This window comes from Clavibacter nebraskensis NCPPB 2581, assembly GCF_000355695.1.
GTDB lineage: Bacteria > Actinomycetota > Actinomycetes > Actinomycetales > Microbacteriaceae > Clavibacter > Clavibacter nebraskensis.
Genome location: NC_020891.1, coordinates 1,571,235 through 1,589,903, shown reverse-complemented (window position 1 = coordinate 1,589,903; position 18,669 = coordinate 1,571,235). Strand labels below are relative to the sequence as shown.

Sequence of the window (18,669 nt, the reverse complement as noted above, 5' to 3'; positions counted from 1 at the left end):
CACCCGACCGCCATCGCGCGGGTCCGCGCGAGCCTCCGCGAACCCCTGGCCTCCGCGTCACACCCGCACCAGCGGGGTGAGCGACGCGAGCGTGCGGTCGCCGATGCCCGGGACCCGTCCCAGGTCGGCGATGCGCGCGAAGCGACCGTGCGCGGAGCGCCAGGCGATGATGCGCGCGGCGAGGGACGGGCCGACGCGTGGGAGCGTCTCCAGCTGCTCCGCCGTGGCGGTGTTGAGGTCGACCGGCGCGGACGGGCTCGCGCTCCCGGCGCCGCCGACGGCCGGGCCTGCCGGGGCCGCCGTCGGCGTCTCCCCCTGGCGCGGGACGACGAGCTGCTCGCCGTCGGAGAGGACGCGCGCCAGGTTCACGCCCGCGGTGTCGGCGCCGTCGGCGAAGCCGTGCGCAGCGGCGAGGGCGTCGACGACGCGGCTGCCCGGCGCCAGCGGGAACAGCCCCGGGGAGACGACCGCGCCGACCACGTGCACGTAGATGGGCGTCCGCGCGCCGTCCGCGGATGCGCCGCCTTCGGCGCCCCCGCCGCCCCCGCCGGCTGTGTCCTCGTCCCCGGTGTCCCCGGCCGCGTCACCGTGAGCGGAAGCGTCCGACGCGCCGGAACCCGCGCTCGCGTTCGCCCCGGAGCTCGGACGCGCGGCGGCGGGTGCCGTCGGGGAGGCATCGCCCGCCGACTGGATGGCGGTCACGAGGATCGTCCCCACGAGCGCGGCCCCGACCAGCACGGCCGCCGCCCCGACGCCGACACGGAGCCGGACGCGCACCCGCTGACCGGGCAGCGGACGCGCATCGGCGGGTGCGCGGGGCGCGGGGACGTCCTCGACGACCCGCTCCTCGTCGGCCGGCTCCTCGTCGGCCAACTCCCCGCCGGGTGGCTCACGCCACGGCCGCGCGACGTCGGACGGCCAGGCCCCGTCCGTCACCGAGCCGTCGCCCGTCCATGCCGGCTGGTCGGCGGCTTCGGGACGGGCACGGCGGAGGGGGCGCATGCGGGCACGGTAGGCGGTGCGCGGCGGCACGCACGGGCGGGCGGGATGGTCTGGGGATCGCCGACGCGGATCCGCCCTGGGATGGAGCGAGGGCGGCCCGTCGCCGGGCCGCCCTCGTGTCACCGCGACGTCGTGTCGCCGGCCTCCCCTCAGGGAGCGGGGGTGGTGGTGATGCTCACGATCTTCGGCGCGCGCACGATGACCTTGTCGATCGTGCGTCCCGCGGTGGACCGCTTGACGCCCGCCGTCTCCCGCGCGAGCGCCTCGAGCTCGTCGGCGCCGATCTTCGCGTCGACCTCGAGCTTGTCGCGCACCTTGCCGTCGACCTGCACCACGGCCGTGACCGTGTTCACGACGAGCAGGTTCCGCTCAGCCTTGCGCCAGCCGGCGAACGCGACCGAGCCCTCACGGCCGAGGCGCTTCCACATGTCCTCCGCCGTGTACGGGGCGAACAGGCTCAGGGCGATGGCGACGACCTCGGTGGCCTCGCGCACCGCCGCGTCGCCGCCGCCCGGGCCCTGGTCGATGGTCTTGCGGATGGCGTTGACGAGCTCCATGGTGCGGGCGATGACGACGTTGAACTTGAACGCCTCGAGCATGCCGGGGGCCTCGGCGAGGAAGCGGTGGGTGACACGGCGCAGCGCCTCATCCCCCGTCTTCCACTCGACCTCGGGCGCGCTCGTGATGTCGCCCGTGAGCCGCCAGGCGCGCGCCAGGAACTTCGCGGAGCCGGACGGGGAGACGTCCTCCCAGTCGATGTCGTCCTCCGGCGGGCCGGCGAACGCCATGGTCAGGCGGATGGCGTCGACGCCGTGGCGGTCGATCTCGCTCCCCAGGTCGACCCCGCCCTTGCTCTTCGACATCTTGCTGCCGCCGGAGAGCACCATGCCCTGGTTGAGCAGCGCGCTGAACGGCTCGGTGAAGGTGACGTACCCCAGGTCGAACAGGACCTTGGTGATGAAGCGCGAGTACAGCAGGTGCAGAATGGCGTGCTCCACGCCGCCCACGTACTGGTCGATGGGCGCCCAGCGGTCGGCGTCGGCCGGGTCGAACGCCTTCGTCGCGTCGTTCGGCGACAGGAAACGCAGCCAGTACCAGGAGCTGTCCATGAACGTGTCCATGGTGTCGGGGTCGCGTGTGGCGGGGCTCCCGTCCACCGGGCTCGGCACGTTCGACCACTCCGTGGCGGCGGCGAGCGGCGACTTGCCCTTCGGTGTGAGGTCGAGGCCCGCGGTGTCCGGCAGGCGGACGGGCAGCTGGTCCTCCGGGACGCGGATCTCACGGCCCTCGGCGTCGTAGACGATGGGGATGGGCGTGCCCCAGAAGCGCTGGCGCGAGATGAGCCAGTCGCGCAGGCGGTAGCTCTTCGCGGCGCGGCCGCGGCCCTCCGCCTCCAGCTGCTCGATGACGCGCTTGATGGCCGGCTGCTTGCTCAGGCCGTTCAGCGATCCGGAGTTGATGAGGCGTCCCTCGCCGGGGAGCGCCACGCCCGTGCGCCCGGGCAGCACCTCCTCGAGGTCGGGCAGCTCGCCGTCCTCGGGGATGATGCGGATCGCGCCCGTGACGGGCTGCGTGGTGTCGACCACGACGCGCACGGGCAGGTCGAAGGCGCGCGCGAAGTCGAGGTCGCGCTGGTCGTGCGCGGGCACGGCCATGACCGCGCCCGTGCCGTAGTCGGCGAGCACGTAGTCGGCGGCCCAGACGGGGATGCGCTCTCCGTTGACCGGGTTGATCGCCGTGCGGCCGAGCGGGATCCCCGTCTTCGGGCGATCGGTCGTGGAGCGCTCGATCTCGTTGAGGCGCTGCGTGCGCTCGAGGTAGCCGCGGAAGTCCTCGCGGATCTCCTCGGACGCGCCCTCGACGAGCTCCGCGGCCAGGTCGCTGTCGGGCGCGACGACCATGAAGGTCGCGCCGTGCAGCGTGTCCGGGCGCGTGGTGAAGACCGTGACGGGCTCGTCGCGGCCGTCGACGACGAAGTCGACCTCCGCGCCGATGGAGCGGCCGATCCAGTTGCGCTGCATGCTGAGGACCTTGGCGGGCCACGTGCCCTCGAGCTGGTTGAGGTCGTCGACGAGGCGGTCGGCGTAGTCGGTGATCCGCAGGTACCACTGCGTGAGCTTCTTCTTGACGACGACGGCGCCGGAGCGGTCCGACGTGCCGTCGGGCAGCACCTGCTCGTTGGCGAGCACGGTCTGGTCCACCGGGTCCCAGTTGACCCAGCTGTCCTTGCGGTAGGCGAGGCCCTTCTCGTGCATCTTGAGGAACAGCCACTGGTTCCACCGGTAGTACTCGGGGTCGCTCGTGTGGAGCTCGCGCTCCCAGTCGAAGGAGAGGCCGTAGCGCTTCATCGACTGCTTCTGCGTCTCGATGTTGGCGTAGGTCCACTCGCGCGGGTCGACCCCCCGCTTGATGGCGGCGTTCTCCGCGGGCAGGCCGAAGGAGTCCCAGCCGATGGGGTGGAGCACGTTGAAGCCCTGCTGGCGCCAGTAGCGCGCGACCGCGTCGCCCAGCGCGAACGCCTCGGCGTGACCCATGTGGAGGTCGCCCGAGGGGTACGGGAACATGTCGAGGATGTACTTGCGGGGGCGGCTGTCGCTCGCGTCCGGCGTGCGGAACGGCTGCTCGCGCTCCCAGACCGCCGACCACTCGGCCTCGATGGCGCGGAAGTCGTAGGTGTCGCCGGGGGTGTCGGGGGTCTCGTGTGCCAAGGGCGCTCTCGATTCGATGCGGGGGTCGCGGCCGTGAAGGCCTCGACAAGACTAGTGAACGCGCGGGTGCGGTCCCGAACCGGTGGGAGGGGCTGCCGGTCGGGCCGGATCGGGCGCGCTGGGGAGGGGCGGACGCGGTGAGCCCAGGCGGCCCGCCCGGACGGCGGCCAGGAGCGGCGCGGCCTTCACGCGCACCTCCTCGAGCTCCTCCTCGGGGACGGACAGCGCCGTGATCCCGCCGCCGGCGCCGACCGTCGCGCGGCCGTCCGTGACGACGACCGAGCGGATCACCATGGCGAGGTCGACGCGGCCGTCGTCGCCGAACCAGCCGAACGCGCCCGCGTAGACGCCGCGCGGCCCGCCCTCGAGCGCGGCGAGGATGCCGACGGCCGCCGACTTCGGGGCACCCGTCATGGATCCCGCGGGGAACAGGGCGCGCACGGCGTCGACGGCCGAGACGCCCGGGGCCAGCTCCCCCTCGACGCGGCTCACGAGCTGGTGCACCTGCGCGTACGCCTCGACGGCGAACAGGCTCGTGACGCGCACGGATCCGAGCACGCACACGCGGCTGAGGTCGTTGCGCATGAGGTCGACGATCATGACGTTCTCCGCGCGCTCCTTCTCGCTGGCGAGGAGGTCGGCGCGCGCCCGGGCGTCGGCGGCGGGATCCGCGTGGCGGGGTCGCGTGCCCTTGATGGGCAGGGTGCGGAGCGTGCCGCGCGCGTCGACCTCCACGAACCGCTCGGGCGACGCGCTGACGAGGGCCGTGCCGCCCACGCGGAGGAAGGCGCCGTGGTGGGTGGGGCTGAGGGCGCGGAGGGCGACGTGCACGCGGACGGCATCGACGGCTCCCGGGATCGCCGCGCTGTTCGTGAGGCACAGCTGGTAGGCGTCGCCGCGGCGGATGGACTCCTGGCAGGAGCGGATGAGGTCGAGGTAGGTGGCGTCGTCGTGGCGCCAGACGAGGGTGGCGTCGGCGTCGGCGTCCTCGTCCGCGTTACGCGGGACGGGACGCGCGCCCGACGCGGCCACGCGGGCGAGCTCCTCCTCGACGGAGCGCGGCCAGGGATCCCCGGCTCGGGCGACGGCCCAGACCTCCCCCGCCGCGTGGTCGAAGGCGAGGAGGCGGTCGACGCGGAGTGCGGCGGCGGGCACCGGGGCTGCGGCCTCGGCGGACGCGCTCGGCGGGGCGTGATGGAGCGGGACGGTCTCGGTCCAGGCGTCGTACGGGATCCAGCCGACCACACCCAGCCGGAAGGCGAGGCCGTCCGGGAGGGCGTCGGCGTCGGCATCGGCGCGCGCGGGCGCGGAGCGCTCGTCCGGGGACGCGGGCAGCATCCCCGCCAGCCCCGCGAACACGCCCCGCGGCCAGTCCACGGTCGTCCCGGCGGACGCCGCGAGGTAGCTCCAGCCCTCCCCCGCCGAGTCGTCGAGCCAGGCGACGTCGCCGGCCCGCTCGTCCGCGAAGAGCGCGAGGAACACCGCCTCCGGGTCGTGCCATGCGCCCAGCCGTCGGCCGACGACCTGCCCCGCGGCGCGCGCGTCGGCCTCGTGCATCCTCGGCCTCCCGGTGTCGTGAGCGCACCCGGTGGCCGCCTAGCCTCAAGGGTATGAGTTCCGAGAAGATCCTCCGGTGGACCGCGGCGGGCTGGGCGCCGGAACCCGCGGATCCCGCCGGTGGAGGGCTCGAGGAGGCGCGACCCGCCGGGCACCGGGTGCTCGCGGCCGACTCGTTCCTCGTCGACGACGGCCGCGTCCTCGCGCTCGACGTGCACCGCCAGCGCTTCCTCGCGTCGCTGCGCGTGCAGGCCGCGGCCGTGCCGGATCCCGCCGCCTTCCTCGACGCCGCGGTCGCCGCGCTGCCCCGGGACGGCGCGTGGTTCCCGCGCGTCGAGGCGCTCCGCGGGCCCGACGGCGACACCGCGCGGCTCCTCGTGCGACCGGCGCCGGAGCGCACGGCGTCGGTGGTGCTCCGCGACCACGACGGCCCGGATCCGCGCACGATGCCGCGCGTCAAGGGACCTGACCTGCACGCGCTGGGAGCCCTGCGCAGCCGCGCGTCCCGGTACGGCGCGGGCGAGGCGGTGATCCTCGCGGCCGACGGCACGATCGTGGAGGGCGCCTACAGCGCGATCCTGTGGTGGCACGGCGACGCTCTCGCGGTCGTCGAGGGCGACGTGCCGCGGATCCCGAGCGTCACCGAGCGCAGCATCGTCGCCCTGGCGACGGCCCTCGGCGTCGACGTGCTGCACGAGCGGGTGCGGCCGGCCGACCTCGACGGCCGCGAGGTGTGGGCGGTCAGCGCGCTGCACGGGATCCGCCTGGTGCGCGGCTGGATCGACGGCCCGGCCACCGCCGCCGAGCCCGGCCGCGTGCGCGCGTGGCGCACGCGGCTGGATGCGCTGCGGCGCGAGCTGCCCGCGGGCTGACGACGCCGCGTCACTCCGTCCGGACGCGGTCGCCGGCGACCCGCAGCTCGACCGTCCGGTCCACGAGGTCGTGCGGCACGTCCGTGTGCGTCAGCAGGAGCACCCCGGGACCGCGGTCGCGCGCGGCCGTCAGCACGTCGCGCAGCACGGCGCGGGCGCGCTCGGCGTCGACGTCCGCCGTCGGCTCGTCGAGGACGAGCACCGGGAAGTCGGCGAGCAGGGCCCGTGCCAGGGCGATCCGCTGCGCCTGCCCGCCGGAGACGAGGCCGCCGCGGTCGCCGACGCGCGCGTCGAGGCCGCCCCGACCGGCCGTCCAGTCCGCGAGGCCCACGCGCGCGAGCACGGCGACGAGCTCGTCGTCGGTCGCGTCGTCGCGCGCGAAGAGCAGGTTCTGCCGGATGCTCGCGTCGAAGAGGTGCGGCGCCTGCTCGCAGAGGCCGACGATCCGCCGCACGGCCGACGGCGGCATCGACCGGGCGTCCCGGCCGTCCAGCTCGTAGGCGCCGCGCGACTCGAGGAAGCGGGCGAGGGCGGCCGCGAGCGACGACTTGCCGGATCCGCTCGGGCCGCGCACGACGACCGTCTCCCCCGGCCGCACCACGAGCGACACGGGCGCGAGGGCGTCCTCGTCGGCGCCGGGCCAGCGCGTGACGAGGTCGCGGACCTCGAGCGTCGTGCCCGCGGGCGACGCGTCGGCGGTGACGGGCTGCGCGTCGGCGGCGTCGTCCGGCTCCCGCGGGATCTCGTCGGGCACCGTCTCCGGCACGACGCCCGCCACGCGCTCCGCGCTCGTGCGCACGCGCCGCCACGCCTGCACCGCGAGCGGCACGGCGGTCGCCTGCTCGACGAGCGCGAGCGGCACCAGCGCGGCCAGCGCGAGCCAGGCGGGGTCCAGCGTCCCGGAAGCGAGCCCCGGCACGCCCTGCAGCACGGTCCACCCGGCGACCGCGCCCGTGCCGGCGAGCACGACGCCCGTGGTGACGCCCGCCGCCGCGGCGCTGCGCAGCTCCGCGCGCCGGAGCTCGGTGGCGGCCCGGTCGATCGCGGCGAGGCGATCGTCCACCGCCCCGAACGAGGTCAGGACGTCGAGCCCGCCGACGAAGTCGAGCACCAGATCCTGCAGGCGGGCGCGGAGCGGCGCGATCCGCGTCTCGGCGCGCCCCGCCAGAGCCGTGGTCGCGCCGATCCCGACGACGAGCGCGACCCCGAGCACGACGGCGAGGGCGATGCCCGCCGCCGGGAGGACCGCCCCCACGACCGCGACGCTCGCCGCCTGCACGACCACCGACACCGCGAGCGGCTGGACGACGCGCAGCGGGAGGTCCTGGAGGCGGTCGACGTCGCCGACGAGCCGGGCGAGGAGATCGCCGCGGCGCGTGTCGCGGAGGCCGGCGGGCGCGAACGGGAGGAGGCGCTCGAAGACGCCCACGCGCAGCGTCGCCAGCGCGCGGAAGGCCGCGTCGTGGCTCGTGATGCGCTCGAGGTAGCGGAACGCGGCGCGCCCGAGCGCGAAGGCGCGGACCCCGACGATCGCCATGCCGAGGAACAGGATCGGCGGCTGCTCGGACGCGCGCGTGATGAGCCAGGCCGAGGTCGCGAGGAGCGCGACCGCGCCGACCGCGCTCGCGAGGCCCGCCAGCAGGCCGGGCAGGGTGCGGCGCGTGGGCGGCTGGGCGAGCCGGAGGACGCCGTCCCGGTTCACGGCGCCACCTGCGCGCGCCAGGCGGGCTCCGGCGCGATGCGGGCGGGAGCGACGCGGCCAGCGCCGACCGATGATCCGACGGCGGCCGGGGCGTCGTCCTCGCCGGATGCCCCGCCCAGACGCAGCTCGGCGTCCGCGGCCCGCACGAGCGCGCCGCGGTGGGTGACGACCACGACCGCGCGACCCTGGTCGGCGAGCGCGCGGATCCCCGCGGCGAGCCGTTCCTCGGTCGCCGCGTCGAGCGCGGAGCTCGGCTCGTCGAGCAGCACGAGCGGGCAGTCGAGCGCGAGCGCGCGATGCACGGCGCGCGCGACGGCCACCCGCTGGGCCTGCCCGCCCGAGAGCCCCTGCCCGCCGACGCCGAGGACGAGGTCGGGGTCGATGCCGTCGGCCGCCGCGAGCGCGAGCGCACGCCGCACGAGCGCGTCGTCGGGATCCGCGACGCCCAGCGCCACGTTCTCGCGCACCGTCCCCGCGACGAGCCCCGGACGCTGTCCCGCCCAGGCGATCTCGGTCGGGACGGGCGGCCGCAGGGAGGACGCGTCGTCGTCGATCCAACCCGCGGCTCCGCCCGCGGGCAGGTGGCCGAGCATCGCCCCGAGCAGCGAGGACTTGCCGACGCCGCTCGGCCCGGTCACGGCCGTGACGCGGCCGCGCGGGAATCGCGCGGAGACGCCGGACAGCACGGCGCGGTCGCCACGTGCGACGGCGAGGTCGCGGATCACGAGCGCGTCGCCCGCGGGAGGCGTCGCGGTCGCGGGGCCCGGCACGGGACGCGTCGCGCGTGCCGCCCGCTCCTCCTCGAGGATCCCGAGCACGTCGTCGGCGGCCGCGACCCCCTCGGCGGCCGCGTGGAACTGCACGCCCACCTGCCGGATCGGCAGGAACGCCTCGGGCGCGAGCAGCAGCACGAAGAGCCCGACCTCGAGGTCCAGCTGCCCGCCGATGAGGCGCACGCCCACCGACACCGCCACGAGCGCGACCGACAGCGACGCCGCGAGCTCCAGCACGAAGCCGGAGAGGAACGAGATCCGGAGCACCCGCATGGTCTCGACGCGGTACTCCTCGGTGACGCGGCGGATCCGCGCGGTCTGCCGCCGCGCGCGCCGGAAGACCAGCAGCGTCGACAGTCCGTCGACCACCTCGAGGAAGCTGGACGCGAGCTCGGTGAGGCGCGACCACTGCCGCCGCTGCACCTCCTGCGTCGCCCAGCCGACGAGCACCATGAAGACGGGGATGACGGGCAGCGTCACGAGCACGGTCACGCCCGTCAGCGGGTCCGACAGGAGGAGCACGGCCACGACGATCGGCGTCGCCAGCGCCGTGAGGATCAGCTGCGGCACGTAGCGCGCGAAGTACGGGTCGAGCGCGTCGAGCCCGGGGCCGACGATGGTCGCGAGGCGCCCGCGGCTGCGGGCGGCCGTCCACGCGGGACCGAGGTCGGCGATCGCCCGGAGCGCGCGCCGGCGCAACTCGGCCGTGACCCGGGCAGCGCCGCGCGCGCCGGTCACGTCGAGGAGCCATGCCGCCGCGCCGCGCACGACGGCGGATCCGACCGCCAGCGCGAGCACGGGCGCGAGCGCGGCCTGATCCGCACCGCCGATCGCCCGCACGACGAGCTGCGTGAGCGACCAGCAGAACGCGACGAGCGCGGCCGTCTGCACCACGCTCACGACGGCGCCCACGGCGAGCATGGTGCGGGCCGACGCGGAGTGCCGCAGCAGCCGCGGATCCAGGGGCTTCACGGCGCCCCTAGTGCGCGGCCTGGGCGATGACGGCGCGCGTGATGCGCTTGCGGAACACCCAGTACGTCCACGCCTGGTACGCGAGGATCAGCGGCAGCGCGAAGCCCGCGGCCCACGTCATGATCGTGAGCGTGTACGGCGACGACGACGCGTTCTCCAGCGTGAGGCCGTACGCCGGGTCGTTCGACGCGGGCATGACGTACGGGTGCAGCGCCGTGAAGAGGCTGGCGACCGCGAGCGCGATGGTGAGGGCGAGCAGCCCGAACGCCCACCACTCCCGACCCCGCACGTTGGCGAGGTACGAGCCGACGAGCGCGACGGCCGCCAGCGCGGAGACGAGCGCCGACAGCGCCGACCCGTGCGCGAGCGTGGTCCAGACGAGGAAGGCCGCCGCGATCACGATGGTCACGGCGCCGACGCGCATGGACAGCAGCCGGGCGCGGGCGCGGATCGGCCCGTCGGTCTTGAGCGCCGCGAACTGCAGGCCGTTGACGAGGAACAGCGACAGCGTCGTGAGCCCGCCGAGGAGCGCGTAGGGGTTCAGCAGGTCGAGCGTGGATCCCGTGTAGTCGTGGTTGGCGTCCATCGGCACGCCGCGCACCACGTTCGCGAACACGACGCCCCAGAGGAACGACGGCACGACGGAGCCCACGACGATCATCGCGTCGAACCACCCGCGCCACCGGTCCGACGCCCCCTGGTGCCGGAACTCGAACGAGACCCCGCGGAGGATGAGCGTGATGAGGATCGCGACGAGCAGCAGGTAGAACCCGCTGAACATCGTCGCGTACCACTCGGGGAAGGCCGCGAAGAGCGCCGCCCCCGCGACGATGAGCCACGTCTCGTTGAGGTCCCAGACCGGTCCGATGGTGTTGATGAGCACGCGGCGGTCGGTGTCGTCCTTCGCGAGGAACGGCAGGCTCATGCCCACGCCGAAGTCGAAGCCGTCGAGCACGAAGTAGCCGACGAACAGGAAGGCGATGACGCCGAACCAGAGGGTGGTGAGCTCCATCAGTACACGCTCGCTTCCCGCGCGACCTCGCCCGTGACGGGGTCCGGCTCGCGCTCCGGTTCCGGCCCCTTCTGGGCAGCCTTCAGGATGAGGCGGAACTCGACCACCGCGAGCGACCCGTAGACCACGGTGAACGCGACGAGCGAGAGCAGCACCTGGATCCCGGTGACGTTCGGCGAGACCGCGGACGAGGTCTGCAGCAGGCTGAACACGATCCAGGGCTGGCGGCCCATCTCCGTGAAGATCCAGCCGACCGTCATGGCGAGCAGCGGCAGCGGGGCGGCCCAGATGGCGACCTTCCACATCCAGGGCTTCGTGATCCGGCGGCCCCGTCGGGTGAACCACAGGCCCGCGACCGCGACGCCGATGGCCGCCATGCCGAAGCCCATCATCCAGCGGAACGCCCAGTACGTGACCCAGATGGTGGGCGTGTAGTCCCCGGGGCCGTAGCTGGCGACGTACTGCGCCTGCAGGTCGTTGATGCCCTGCACGGTGCCGTCGAGCGTGTGCGTGGACAGGAACGACAGCAGGTACGGGATCCGGATGGAGAACAGCTCGCTCGACCCGTCCGGCGTGCCCCAGGTGAAGAGGGAGAAGGAGGCGGCGGCGCCGGACGAGGTGTCGTAGTGCGCCTCGGCGGCGGCCATCTTCATGGGCTGCGTCTGCACCATGGCGAGGCCGAGCTGGTCGCCCGAGAGGATGGTGAGGGCGCCCGAGACGACCATGAACCACATGCCGAACTTGATGGCCGGCATCATCGTCTCGAGGTGCTGGTTGCGCGACAGGTGCCAGGCGGCGACCGAGATGATCACGGCGGCCGCGCACATGAAGGCCGCGAAGATCGTGTGCGGGAACGCGGCGAGGGCGACCTTGTTGGTGAGGAGCGCCCCGATGTCGGTGAGCTCGGCACGTCCCCGGGCCTCGTCGATGCGGTAGCCGACCGGGTTCTGCATGAAGGCGTTGGCCGCCAGGATGAAGTAGGCCGACAGGATCGACGCGACCGACACCACCCAGATGGACGCGAGGTGCAGCCGCTTCGGCAGCTTGTCCCAGCCGAAGATCCACACGCCAATGAACGAGGCCTCGAGGAAGAACGCGAGCAGGCCCTCGAGCGCGAGCGGGGCGCCGAACACGTCGCCGACGAAGCGGGAGTACTCAGACCAGTTCATGCCGAACTGGAACTCCTGCACGATGCCGGTGACGGTACCCATCGCGAAGTTGATGAGGAAGATCCGCCCGAAGAAGCGCGTGAGCCGCAGGTAGTGCTGCTTCCCCGTGCGCACCCAGGCCGTCTGGTAGAGCGCGCAGACGAACGCCATGCCGATCGTGAGCGGCACGAAGAGGAAGTGGTAGACGGTCGTGAGGCCGAACTGCCAGCGCGAGAGGACGAGAGGATCGAGGAGCTCGTTCACTGGGGGCGACCGCTCGGGCGGCGGCCGGCCGCGTCGGGGGCCGCGGGGCGGGCGTCTTCGGGGTGGTGCTCTTCGGGAACGGGGTGCGGTGTCATGGCGACCGGATGCGCTTCCTGTGGAGGGCGGATCATGCGGGTGGCGAGGCTCCATCGCGACGCCTCGATTCTACGACTTGTAGACGATCCGCGCGAGCCCCGCGGGCGATCCGGCCGCGTCGCGTTGGCCGCCCGGCGGCGCGCGCGACACCGGCCGTTCACCCGGCCGGGCGAGGGTCGGATCACGCATCCGGATCGGCGTCGACCCGGTGCGCCCACGCGCGGGGCCGGCACCGGCTCCGCATCCGCCGTCGGCACCCGGATCCGGCACCGCACCCACCCGCACCGCGCACGTCGACCGAAGGGCCGCCGCCATGACCTCCTCCGCTCCCGCCTCGCCGGCGTCCGACCGCATCCTCGGATCCGCGACGACCACCGTCCCCGCCGCCGCGGGCGCCCCCGCATCCGCCTTCGTCGCCCTGCTGGTCGCCGACGGCGCGCACCTCACGGAGCGGGTCGCCGAGGCGGCCGACCGCCTCGAGGCCGGGGGGCCCGCGGAGCGCTACGACGCCCGCGCCGCGTCGGCGGAGGACGCGCTCGTCGTGGCCCTCGCGCTCGTGGCGGGCGGGCTCGACGTCCGCGACGCCGCCCAGCACGCCGTCGACGGGGATCCCGCGCCCGTCATCCAGGCGCTGCACTCGCTGGCCGGCCGCGGCGGGGTGGAGCCGTACCTCCTCCGCAACGGCCTGACGGTCGACCAGTTCCACGCGCTGCGCGACGCCGTCGTCGCGGGCGGCGGGCGCGAGCTCGACGAGTCCCAGGACTGATCAGGCGGAGGTCGCCGCCCGATCCACCGGCGCGCCCCTCCTTCTGGGGCCACACCCAGGTGTCCGCATAAATGAGGACCCGGCTAGAGTCGTCCATGAGCGCACGGCCCTTACCCCCCCTTGGACCATGCGCTCGCAACCCGACGAGCACGTCCCTCCACTCCCCCGGATCGGACGGCTCCCGGACCACGGAGATCACCCGTCCCCCGAAGGACCGTGATCCCCGGAGAGGCCCGGCACCCGTGGCGTTCCCGCGCCCCGTGCCGGGCCTCTCGATCGTGCGGCGTGCGGATCGCCCGCGGGATCAGCGCGCGGGTCAGCGCGCGGTGCCGCCGTCCGCGTCCTGCTGCGCCTCCGCGTCGTCGACCAGCGGCAGGTGCAGGATCGCGAGGTCGAGCGGGCGGCCGAACTTCCAGCCGATGCCGGGCAGCAGCCCCACCCGCCGGAAGCCGAGCCGCTCGTGGAGGCGGATGGAGCCGGTGTTGCGGGCCTCGATGTCCGCGAACACGGCGCGCTTCCCGGCCGCCCGTGCGTGCTCGACGACCGCCTCGACGAGCGCGCGGCCGACGCCCTGACCCTGGAAGGCGTCGCGGACGTAGACCGAGTCCTCCACCGAGAACCGGTAGCCGGACAGGCGCCGCCACGGCCCGTAGGTCCCGTAGCCCGCGAACGCGCCGTCGACCTCGGCGACGAGGATCGGATCGCCCGCCTCCGTCGTCTCGCGGAACCACCGCTCGCGTTCGGCGCGGTCGACCGGATCCTCCGTCCAGAGGGCGGTGCCGTGGAGGATCGCGTCGTTGCGGATCGCCAGCAGGTCGTCGATGTCACGGGGCTCGGCGGGGCGGATCCTCATGCCAGCAGGGTACCGGCGCGGTCGGCATCCGCCCTGCCGTGCGGCAGGATCGACGCATGGACCTCACCATCTCGCGGGTCGCGTGGGACGCCGCCGCCGCGGTCGCCCTCCGCGCCGCCCAGCGCGCCGAGCTCGACCTCCGCTACGGCGGCGACACGGAGCCGGGCACGAAGCCCACGGCCGACGACATGGCCGCGTTCCTCGTGGCGCGCGACGCGGACGGGGCCCCCGTCGGCTGCGGCGGGATCCGGCCGCTCGGCGACCGCGGCGACGGCACGCCGTGGGCGGAGCTCACGCGCATGTACGTGGTGCCCGCCGTCCGCGGCACGGGCGTCGCGACGGCCGTCCTCCGCGCCCTCGAGGAGACGGCCCGCGAGCTCGGCGTGGTCGACCTGGTGCTCGAGACCGGCCCGGAGCAGCCCGACGCGATGCGGTTCTACGTGCGCGAGGGCTGGACGGAGATCCCGCGCTTCGGCGCCTACGCGGACTCCGAGGGCTCGCGCTGCTACGCGCTGACGCTCGCGTGATCCGCCGGCTCCGGCTCCTCGCCCTGTCCTCGCACCCGGGGCCGACGGCGACCGTCACGGTGCTCGCCGCGGTGCTCGCGGTCGCGCTCGGCTTCGAACCGGGCCGCGTGGCCGCGGTGGCGCTGGCCGTGCTCCTCGGGCAGCTGTCCATCGGCCTCTCCAACGACTGGATCGACGCCGAGCGCGACCGCAGCGTCGCCCGCGCCGACAAGCCCGTCGCGCGCGGCGAGGTCACGGTCGGCCTGGTCCGGGCGGCCGCCCTCGTGACGGTGGTGGCGTGCGGCGCGGCGTCGGCCGCGCTCGGCCCCGCCTTCCTCCTCGCGCACGGCGTGCTGGTGGGCGCGGGTTGGGCCTACAACGCCGGGCTCAAGCGCACCGCCGCGAGCGTCGTGCCGTTCGTCGTGGCGTTCGGGACCCTGCCGTCGGTGGTCGCCCTCGGCGGCCCGGATCCCGTGCCGGCCGCCGCATGGGCCATGGCGACCGGCGCGGTGCTCGGCGTCTCCATCCACTTCACCAACGTCCTGCCCGACCTCGAGGACGACGCCCGCACGGGCGTGCGCGGCCTGCCGCACCGGCTCGGGCGCGTGCCGTCGGGCCTCGTCGCGTTCGGGGCGCTGGCGCTGGGTGCGGTCGTCGTCGCCGTCGGTCCCGTGCTGGCGGATCCCGCGCACGCGATCACGCCGCTCGCGGTCGCCGGGCTCGTCCTCACGCTGGGCATCGCCGCGTGGGGCGCCGTGCGCGTCGTCACCCGGCCGCCGGGGCGCCTGCTGTTCCAGCTGATCATGGCGGCCTCGCTGCTGCTCGTCGCCCAGCTCGCGCTGAACGCAACGCGCCTCACCTGACGCGCGTGCCCGCGTCCCGGCCCATGGCGTAGACGGAGGCGAGCCCGGCCGCGGCGGGCGAGGCGAGCACGGCGCGCAGTCCCGCGTCGCGCACGAGGCGGGTGAGCCCCCGGACGGGACGCCCGAGAGCCGTGTTGATCTCCGACTGGACGGCCGCGCGGCGCGCGCTGGCGAGCCGGTCCCGCTCCCAGCGGGCGAGGCGCACGGGATCCGGCACGCCGCGGCGCGCGCGGACGGCGTCGACGAGGATCGGCGCGAGGGCGTCCGCGTCCAGCCAACCGAGGTTCATCCCCTGCCCGCCGATGGGGCTGATCTCGTGGGCCGCGTCGCCGATCAGCACGCCGCGTCCGGCGACCATGCGGCGCGCGAGGCGGCGGCGCACGCCGAAGCCGCTGACCGGATCCAGCTCCGCCGCCGACACGACGTGCCCGGTGCGCGCCGTGACCGCGCGGGCGATGAGGGTGGCCGGATCCCCGTCGCGCTCCCCCGCGCGGACGCCCACGACGAACCGCCGCCGGCCGCCCGGCAGCGGGAACGACTCGACCACGCCGTCCGGGTGCAGCGTGACCACCGCGTCCTCGCCGCCGCCGGTGCGGTCGGGCGCGTCGCCCATGAGGAAGCGGTCCGGCAGCGGGCGCTCGTCGACGCCGATCCCGAGGAACCCGCGGACGACGCCGCGCGTGCCGTCCGCCCCGATCACGAGAGGGGCGGTGACCTCGACGGCGGCGCCGTCGGCGTCCCGCCCGGTCGCGCGGACGACGCCGCCCAGCAGGTCGGGCGGCGTCGCGTCGAGCCCCGTGAGCGTCACGCCGCGGGTGAGGGCCTCGGGCGCGAGGGCGGCCAGGCGCCGCGCGAGGATCGCCTCCGTGCGCCACTGCGGCAGCGCCGCGACGTAGGGGTGCGTGGCCGAGACCCCCGCGAACGAGACGCGTCCGAGCTCCCCGCGCGGCCCCATCGCGATGCCCGTGCGGACCAGGACCGCCTCCGCGACCATCTCGCCCGCGACGCCCAGGCGGTCAAACGCATCGAGCGAGGGCGCGTGGATCCCGATGGCGCGCGACAGCAGCGCGGGCGTCGGCCGCGCCTCCCACACGCGCACGTCGAGGCCGGCCCGCGCGAGGAGCGCGGCGAGGTGGATCCCCACGGGCCCGCCGCCCACGACGAGCGCGTCGACGCGGGTCATCGGCCGGTGCGGTCGGCGGGCCCGGCGCCGCCCGCGGCCGGGTCGCGCACCACGAGCACGCGGAACGGCACGGCGCCCTCGACGCGCCAACCCGCCGGCACCCGGAGGGCGAGCTCCACGGGGGTCCAGCTGCGGCGGATCGACCGGAGCCCGTCGACGTGCACGAAGGAGCCGCGCGCGACGAGCCGGGAGGCCGGGCCGTAGAGGGCGTAGGCGAGCCGGCCGCGCGCGATGTCGCTGTGGATCGCCCGCGGGGCGAGCGCGGCCGAGTCGGCGAGGAGGGCGTCGAAGGCGGCGGCGTCGAGGTGGTGCAGCACGTGGTTGCTCGTCACGAGGTCGAACCGGCGGCCATCGGCGGCGAGCTCGGCGCTCGACGCGGCGAGGAACTCGACGTCGGGGTCCCGCGGCCGGGCGCGCGCGAAGGCGGCGGCCCGCGGATCCGGGTCGATGCCCGTGACGTGCAGCCGCAGCCCGTCGCGGCGCGCCCATCGCGCGAGGGCGAGCGGCACGTCGCCGCCGCCCGAGCCGATGTCGAGGAGCGTCGTCTCCCGCTCGGCGGACAGCAGCGGGCGGATGCGGGACCGGTAGACCCCGCGCCACCCCGCGACCACCCTGTTGACGATCCCGAACCGCGCGTAGGTGAGGTCGAGCGTCGCGGGGTCGCACGACGGGTCGTCCATGAGCTCGATGAGCTCCGTGTCGCGCCGGGACAGGTCCATCAGATGGTCCGGCGGGTCATGAGCGCCGCCTCCACCGTGAGACCGGGGCCGAACGCCATGGCGCACACGCGTCCCGCGCCGGGCCCGGACGCCGGTATCGGCGCGGGCTCCGCGACGTCGGGGCGGCCGGGCACGTCGGCCGGCGGCGTCCCGTGCAGGATCCGCCGGAGCACGAACAGCACCGTCGCGCTCGACATGTTGCCCACCTCCGCGAGCGTCGACCGCGAGGCCTCCAGCTGCGCGGGCGCGAGCGCCAGCCGGTCCTCGACCCGGTCGAGGATGCTGCGGCCGCCGGGGTGGATCGCCCAGTCCTCGATCGCCGCCGGGGCGACGCCCTGGAGCGCGGGCACCTGCGCCCACAGCGGCTCCAGCGCGCCCGTGATGTGCTCGTCGATGATCTTCGGCACGTAGCTCGACAGGATCATGTCGAACCCCTGGTCACCGATGGTCCACGCCATGTCGTCCTCGCCCACGGGCGTGAGGACGGTCTCGAACGCCTCGAGGTCGAGCACGGTGGAGCCGGCAGGGGCGGGCCGCGCGGTGACGACGGCGGCCGCCGCCCCGTCGCCGAAGACCGACGAGGCGACGATGGTGTCGGCGTCGTCCGACGAGTGCAGGTGCAGGGAGCAGAGCTCCACGCACACGACGAGGACGACGGCGTCCGGGTCGGCGGCGCAGAACTGCGCGGCCATGCGGAGCGCCGGAAAGGCGCCGTAGCAGCCCATGAAGCCGAGGTGGAAGCGATGGGTGGAGGCGCCGAGGCCGAGGCCCCGCACGACCTGGTAATCGGGGCCGGGCGCGTAGAAGCCCGTGCAGGAGACGGTGACGACGTGCGTGACGTCGGCCGCCTCGATCCCCGCTGCCTCGTCGACCGCCTGGCGCGCCGCCCCGAGCAGCAGGGCGGGGGCCTCGCGGATGTACGTGTCGTTGCGTGCGCCGGTGCCGGGGGTGAGGATCCGGCCGGTGGTCCGGTCGTAGAAGACGGGCTCGCCGTCGGCGGCGTCGGCGGGCGCGTCGGCTCCCGCCATGCCCGGCGCGGTGCCGAGCTCGCCGATCACCGTGTGGCGCGTGCGGATCCCCGACGCGTTGAAGGCCGCGGACACGAGCCGCGTGCCGAGCCGCCCGAGCTCGGGCTGGCTGCCGAAGAGGTCGCGCACGCCGTCCTGCGCGAGGACCGTCGGCGGCAGGGCCGTGGCGATCGACCGGATGGAGGCGATCAGCGTCGGCCGCCGGAGACGACGGCGGCGCCGACCGCGAGCACGACGGCGACGGCACCCACGCCGATCGACGCGGCGACGGCCGGGTCCTTCTTCGTGAACGCGCGCGTGCGGCGCGCGACGTCGCGTCCGGTCGCGCGGACGCGCGTCGTGACGTCGTCGCGGACGGCACGGGCCCGGGCACGGGCGTCGGCCTTCAGCTCGGAGGCGCGGGCCGGCACGTCGAGCGCCGTCTCGAGCTCCCGGACGGTGCGCGCGAGCTCGTCGCGGCCGGCCTGGATGTCGTGCTTCAGCTCCTCGGGGCTGCGCTTGGGCGCGGGCGGGATGTTCGCGCCCTGGCCGTGCGGCGCCGACTCGGCGACCGCCTTGTGCTTGCGGACCTCGCGGGCGACCGTGGTGACGGCGCCGATGACGCTCACCTCGCCGGTCGGGGACTTCTTCTTGGCCATGCGCGAG

General features: G+C 75.2%; 16 protein-coding genes. 4 read left to right on the top strand and 12 right to left on the bottom strand.

Annotated features, from left to right (window positions below):
- Positions 1-57: 57 nt before the first annotated feature.
- From CMN_RS07495 to CMN_RS07485, 3 genes are all read right to left on the bottom strand, one after another.
- On the bottom strand, positions 58-1,002 hold the full coding sequence (locus tag CMN_RS07495; protein ID WP_227077663.1) for a ComEA family DNA-binding protein: 945 nt from the start codon (positions 1,000-1,002) through the stop codon (positions 58-60).
- Between the two features lie 149 nt (positions 1,003-1,151).
- On the bottom strand, positions 1,152-3,710 hold the full coding sequence (gene leuS / locus CMN_RS07490) for a leucine--tRNA ligase (protein ID WP_015490228.1): 2,559 nt from the start codon (positions 3,708-3,710) through the stop codon (positions 1,152-1,154).
- 51 nt (positions 3,711-3,761) lie between these two features.
- The gene (locus CMN_RS07485) at positions 3,762-5,267 is read right to left on the bottom strand and encodes an anthranilate synthase component I family protein (RefSeq protein ID WP_015490227.1); all 1,506 of its coding nucleotides are present in this window, start codon (positions 5,265-5,267) and stop codon (positions 3,762-3,764) included.
- Positions 5,268-5,320: 53 nt separating this feature from the next.
- Between CMN_RS07485 and CMN_RS07480 the strand changes: the two genes are divergently transcribed.
- Positions 5,321-6,139, top strand: a complete 819-nt coding sequence (locus tag CMN_RS07480; protein ID WP_015490226.1) for an aminotransferase class IV — start codon at positions 5,321-5,323, stop codon at positions 6,137-6,139.
- Between the two features lie 10 nt (positions 6,140-6,149).
- Here CMN_RS07480 and cydC read toward each other — a convergent pair whose 3' ends face one another.
- The 4 genes from cydC to CMN_RS07460 are packed head-to-tail and all read right to left on the bottom strand — an operon-like array spanning position 6,150 to position 12,010.
- Entirely contained in the window at positions 6,150-7,841 is a 1,692-nt protein-coding gene (gene cydC / locus CMN_RS07475) for a thiol reductant ABC exporter subunit CydC (RefSeq protein ID WP_015490225.1), read from the bottom strand.
- On the bottom strand, positions 7,838-9,586 hold the full coding sequence (gene cydD / locus CMN_RS07470; protein ID WP_015490224.1) for a thiol reductant ABC exporter subunit CydD: 1,749 nt from the start codon (positions 9,584-9,586) through the stop codon (positions 7,838-7,840). Before cydD ends, cydC begins: the two co-directional genes overlap by 4 nt.
- Positions 9,587-9,593: 7 nt before the next feature.
- Entirely contained in the window at positions 9,594-10,598 is a 1,005-nt protein-coding gene (cydB, locus tag CMN_RS07465; RefSeq protein WP_015490223.1) for a cytochrome d ubiquinol oxidase subunit II, read from the bottom strand.
- The gene (locus CMN_RS07460; protein ID WP_015490222.1) at positions 10,598-12,010 is read right to left on the bottom strand and encodes a cytochrome ubiquinol oxidase subunit I; all 1,413 of its coding nucleotides are present in this window, start codon (positions 12,008-12,010) and stop codon (positions 10,598-10,600) included. Before CMN_RS07460 ends, cydB begins: the two co-directional genes overlap by 1 nt.
- A gap of 409 nt (positions 12,011-12,419) precedes the next feature.
- Between CMN_RS07460 and CMN_RS07455 the strand changes: the two genes are divergently transcribed.
- Positions 12,420-12,872 carry a hypothetical protein gene (locus tag CMN_RS07455; protein WP_015490221.1) on the top strand — a complete coding sequence of 151 codons (453 nt, stop codon included), beginning with the start codon at positions 12,420-12,422 and terminating at the stop codon, positions 12,870-12,872.
- Between the two features lie 316 nt (positions 12,873-13,188).
- On the opposite strand, the gene CMN_RS07450 is transcribed toward CMN_RS07455, so the two are convergent.
- The gene (locus tag CMN_RS07450) at positions 13,189-13,725 is read right to left on the bottom strand and encodes a GNAT family N-acetyltransferase (protein ID WP_015490220.1); all 537 of its coding nucleotides are present in this window, start codon (positions 13,723-13,725) and stop codon (positions 13,189-13,191) included.
- Positions 13,726-13,781: 56 nt separating this feature from the next.
- Between CMN_RS07450 and CMN_RS07445 the strand changes: the two genes are divergently transcribed.
- Both CMN_RS07445 and CMN_RS07440 read left to right on the top strand, forming a co-directional pair.
- Positions 13,782-14,252: a GNAT family N-acetyltransferase gene (locus CMN_RS07445; RefSeq protein WP_015490219.1), complete on the top strand. Its 471-nt coding sequence runs from the start codon at positions 13,782-13,784 to the stop codon at positions 14,250-14,252.
- The gene (locus tag CMN_RS07440; protein WP_015490218.1) at positions 14,249-15,094 is read left to right on the top strand and encodes a UbiA family prenyltransferase; all 846 of its coding nucleotides are present in this window, start codon (positions 14,249-14,251) and stop codon (positions 15,092-15,094) included. Before CMN_RS07445 ends, CMN_RS07440 begins: the two co-directional genes overlap by 4 nt.
- Here CMN_RS07440 and CMN_RS07435 read toward each other — a convergent pair.
- Genes CMN_RS07435 through CMN_RS07420 form a run of 4 tightly spaced genes read right to left on the bottom strand, consistent with a single transcriptional unit; the run spans position 15,087 to position 18,662 of the window.
- Complete coding sequence (locus CMN_RS07435; protein WP_015490217.1) at positions 15,087-16,277, bottom strand: FAD-dependent oxidoreductase; 1,191 nt, start codon at positions 16,275-16,277, stop codon at positions 15,087-15,089. The genes CMN_RS07440 and CMN_RS07435 overlap by 8 nt on opposite strands.
- Positions 16,274-16,996, bottom strand: a complete 723-nt coding sequence (locus CMN_RS07430) for a methyltransferase domain-containing protein (RefSeq protein WP_015490216.1) — start codon at positions 16,994-16,996, stop codon at positions 16,274-16,276. Before CMN_RS07430 ends, CMN_RS07435 begins: the two co-directional genes overlap by 4 nt.
- The gene (locus CMN_RS07425; protein ID WP_015490215.1) at positions 16,996-18,216 is read right to left on the bottom strand and encodes a type III polyketide synthase; all 1,221 of its coding nucleotides are present in this window, start codon (positions 18,214-18,216) and stop codon (positions 16,996-16,998) included. The genes CMN_RS07430 and CMN_RS07425 overlap by 1 nt, the downstream gene beginning before the upstream one ends.
- Positions 18,213-18,662: a DUF3618 domain-containing protein gene (locus CMN_RS07420; protein WP_227077662.1), complete on the bottom strand. Its 450-nt coding sequence runs from the start codon at positions 18,660-18,662 to the stop codon at positions 18,213-18,215. The genes CMN_RS07425 and CMN_RS07420 overlap by 4 nt, the downstream gene beginning before the upstream one ends.
- Positions 18,663-18,669 lie beyond the last annotated feature (7 nt).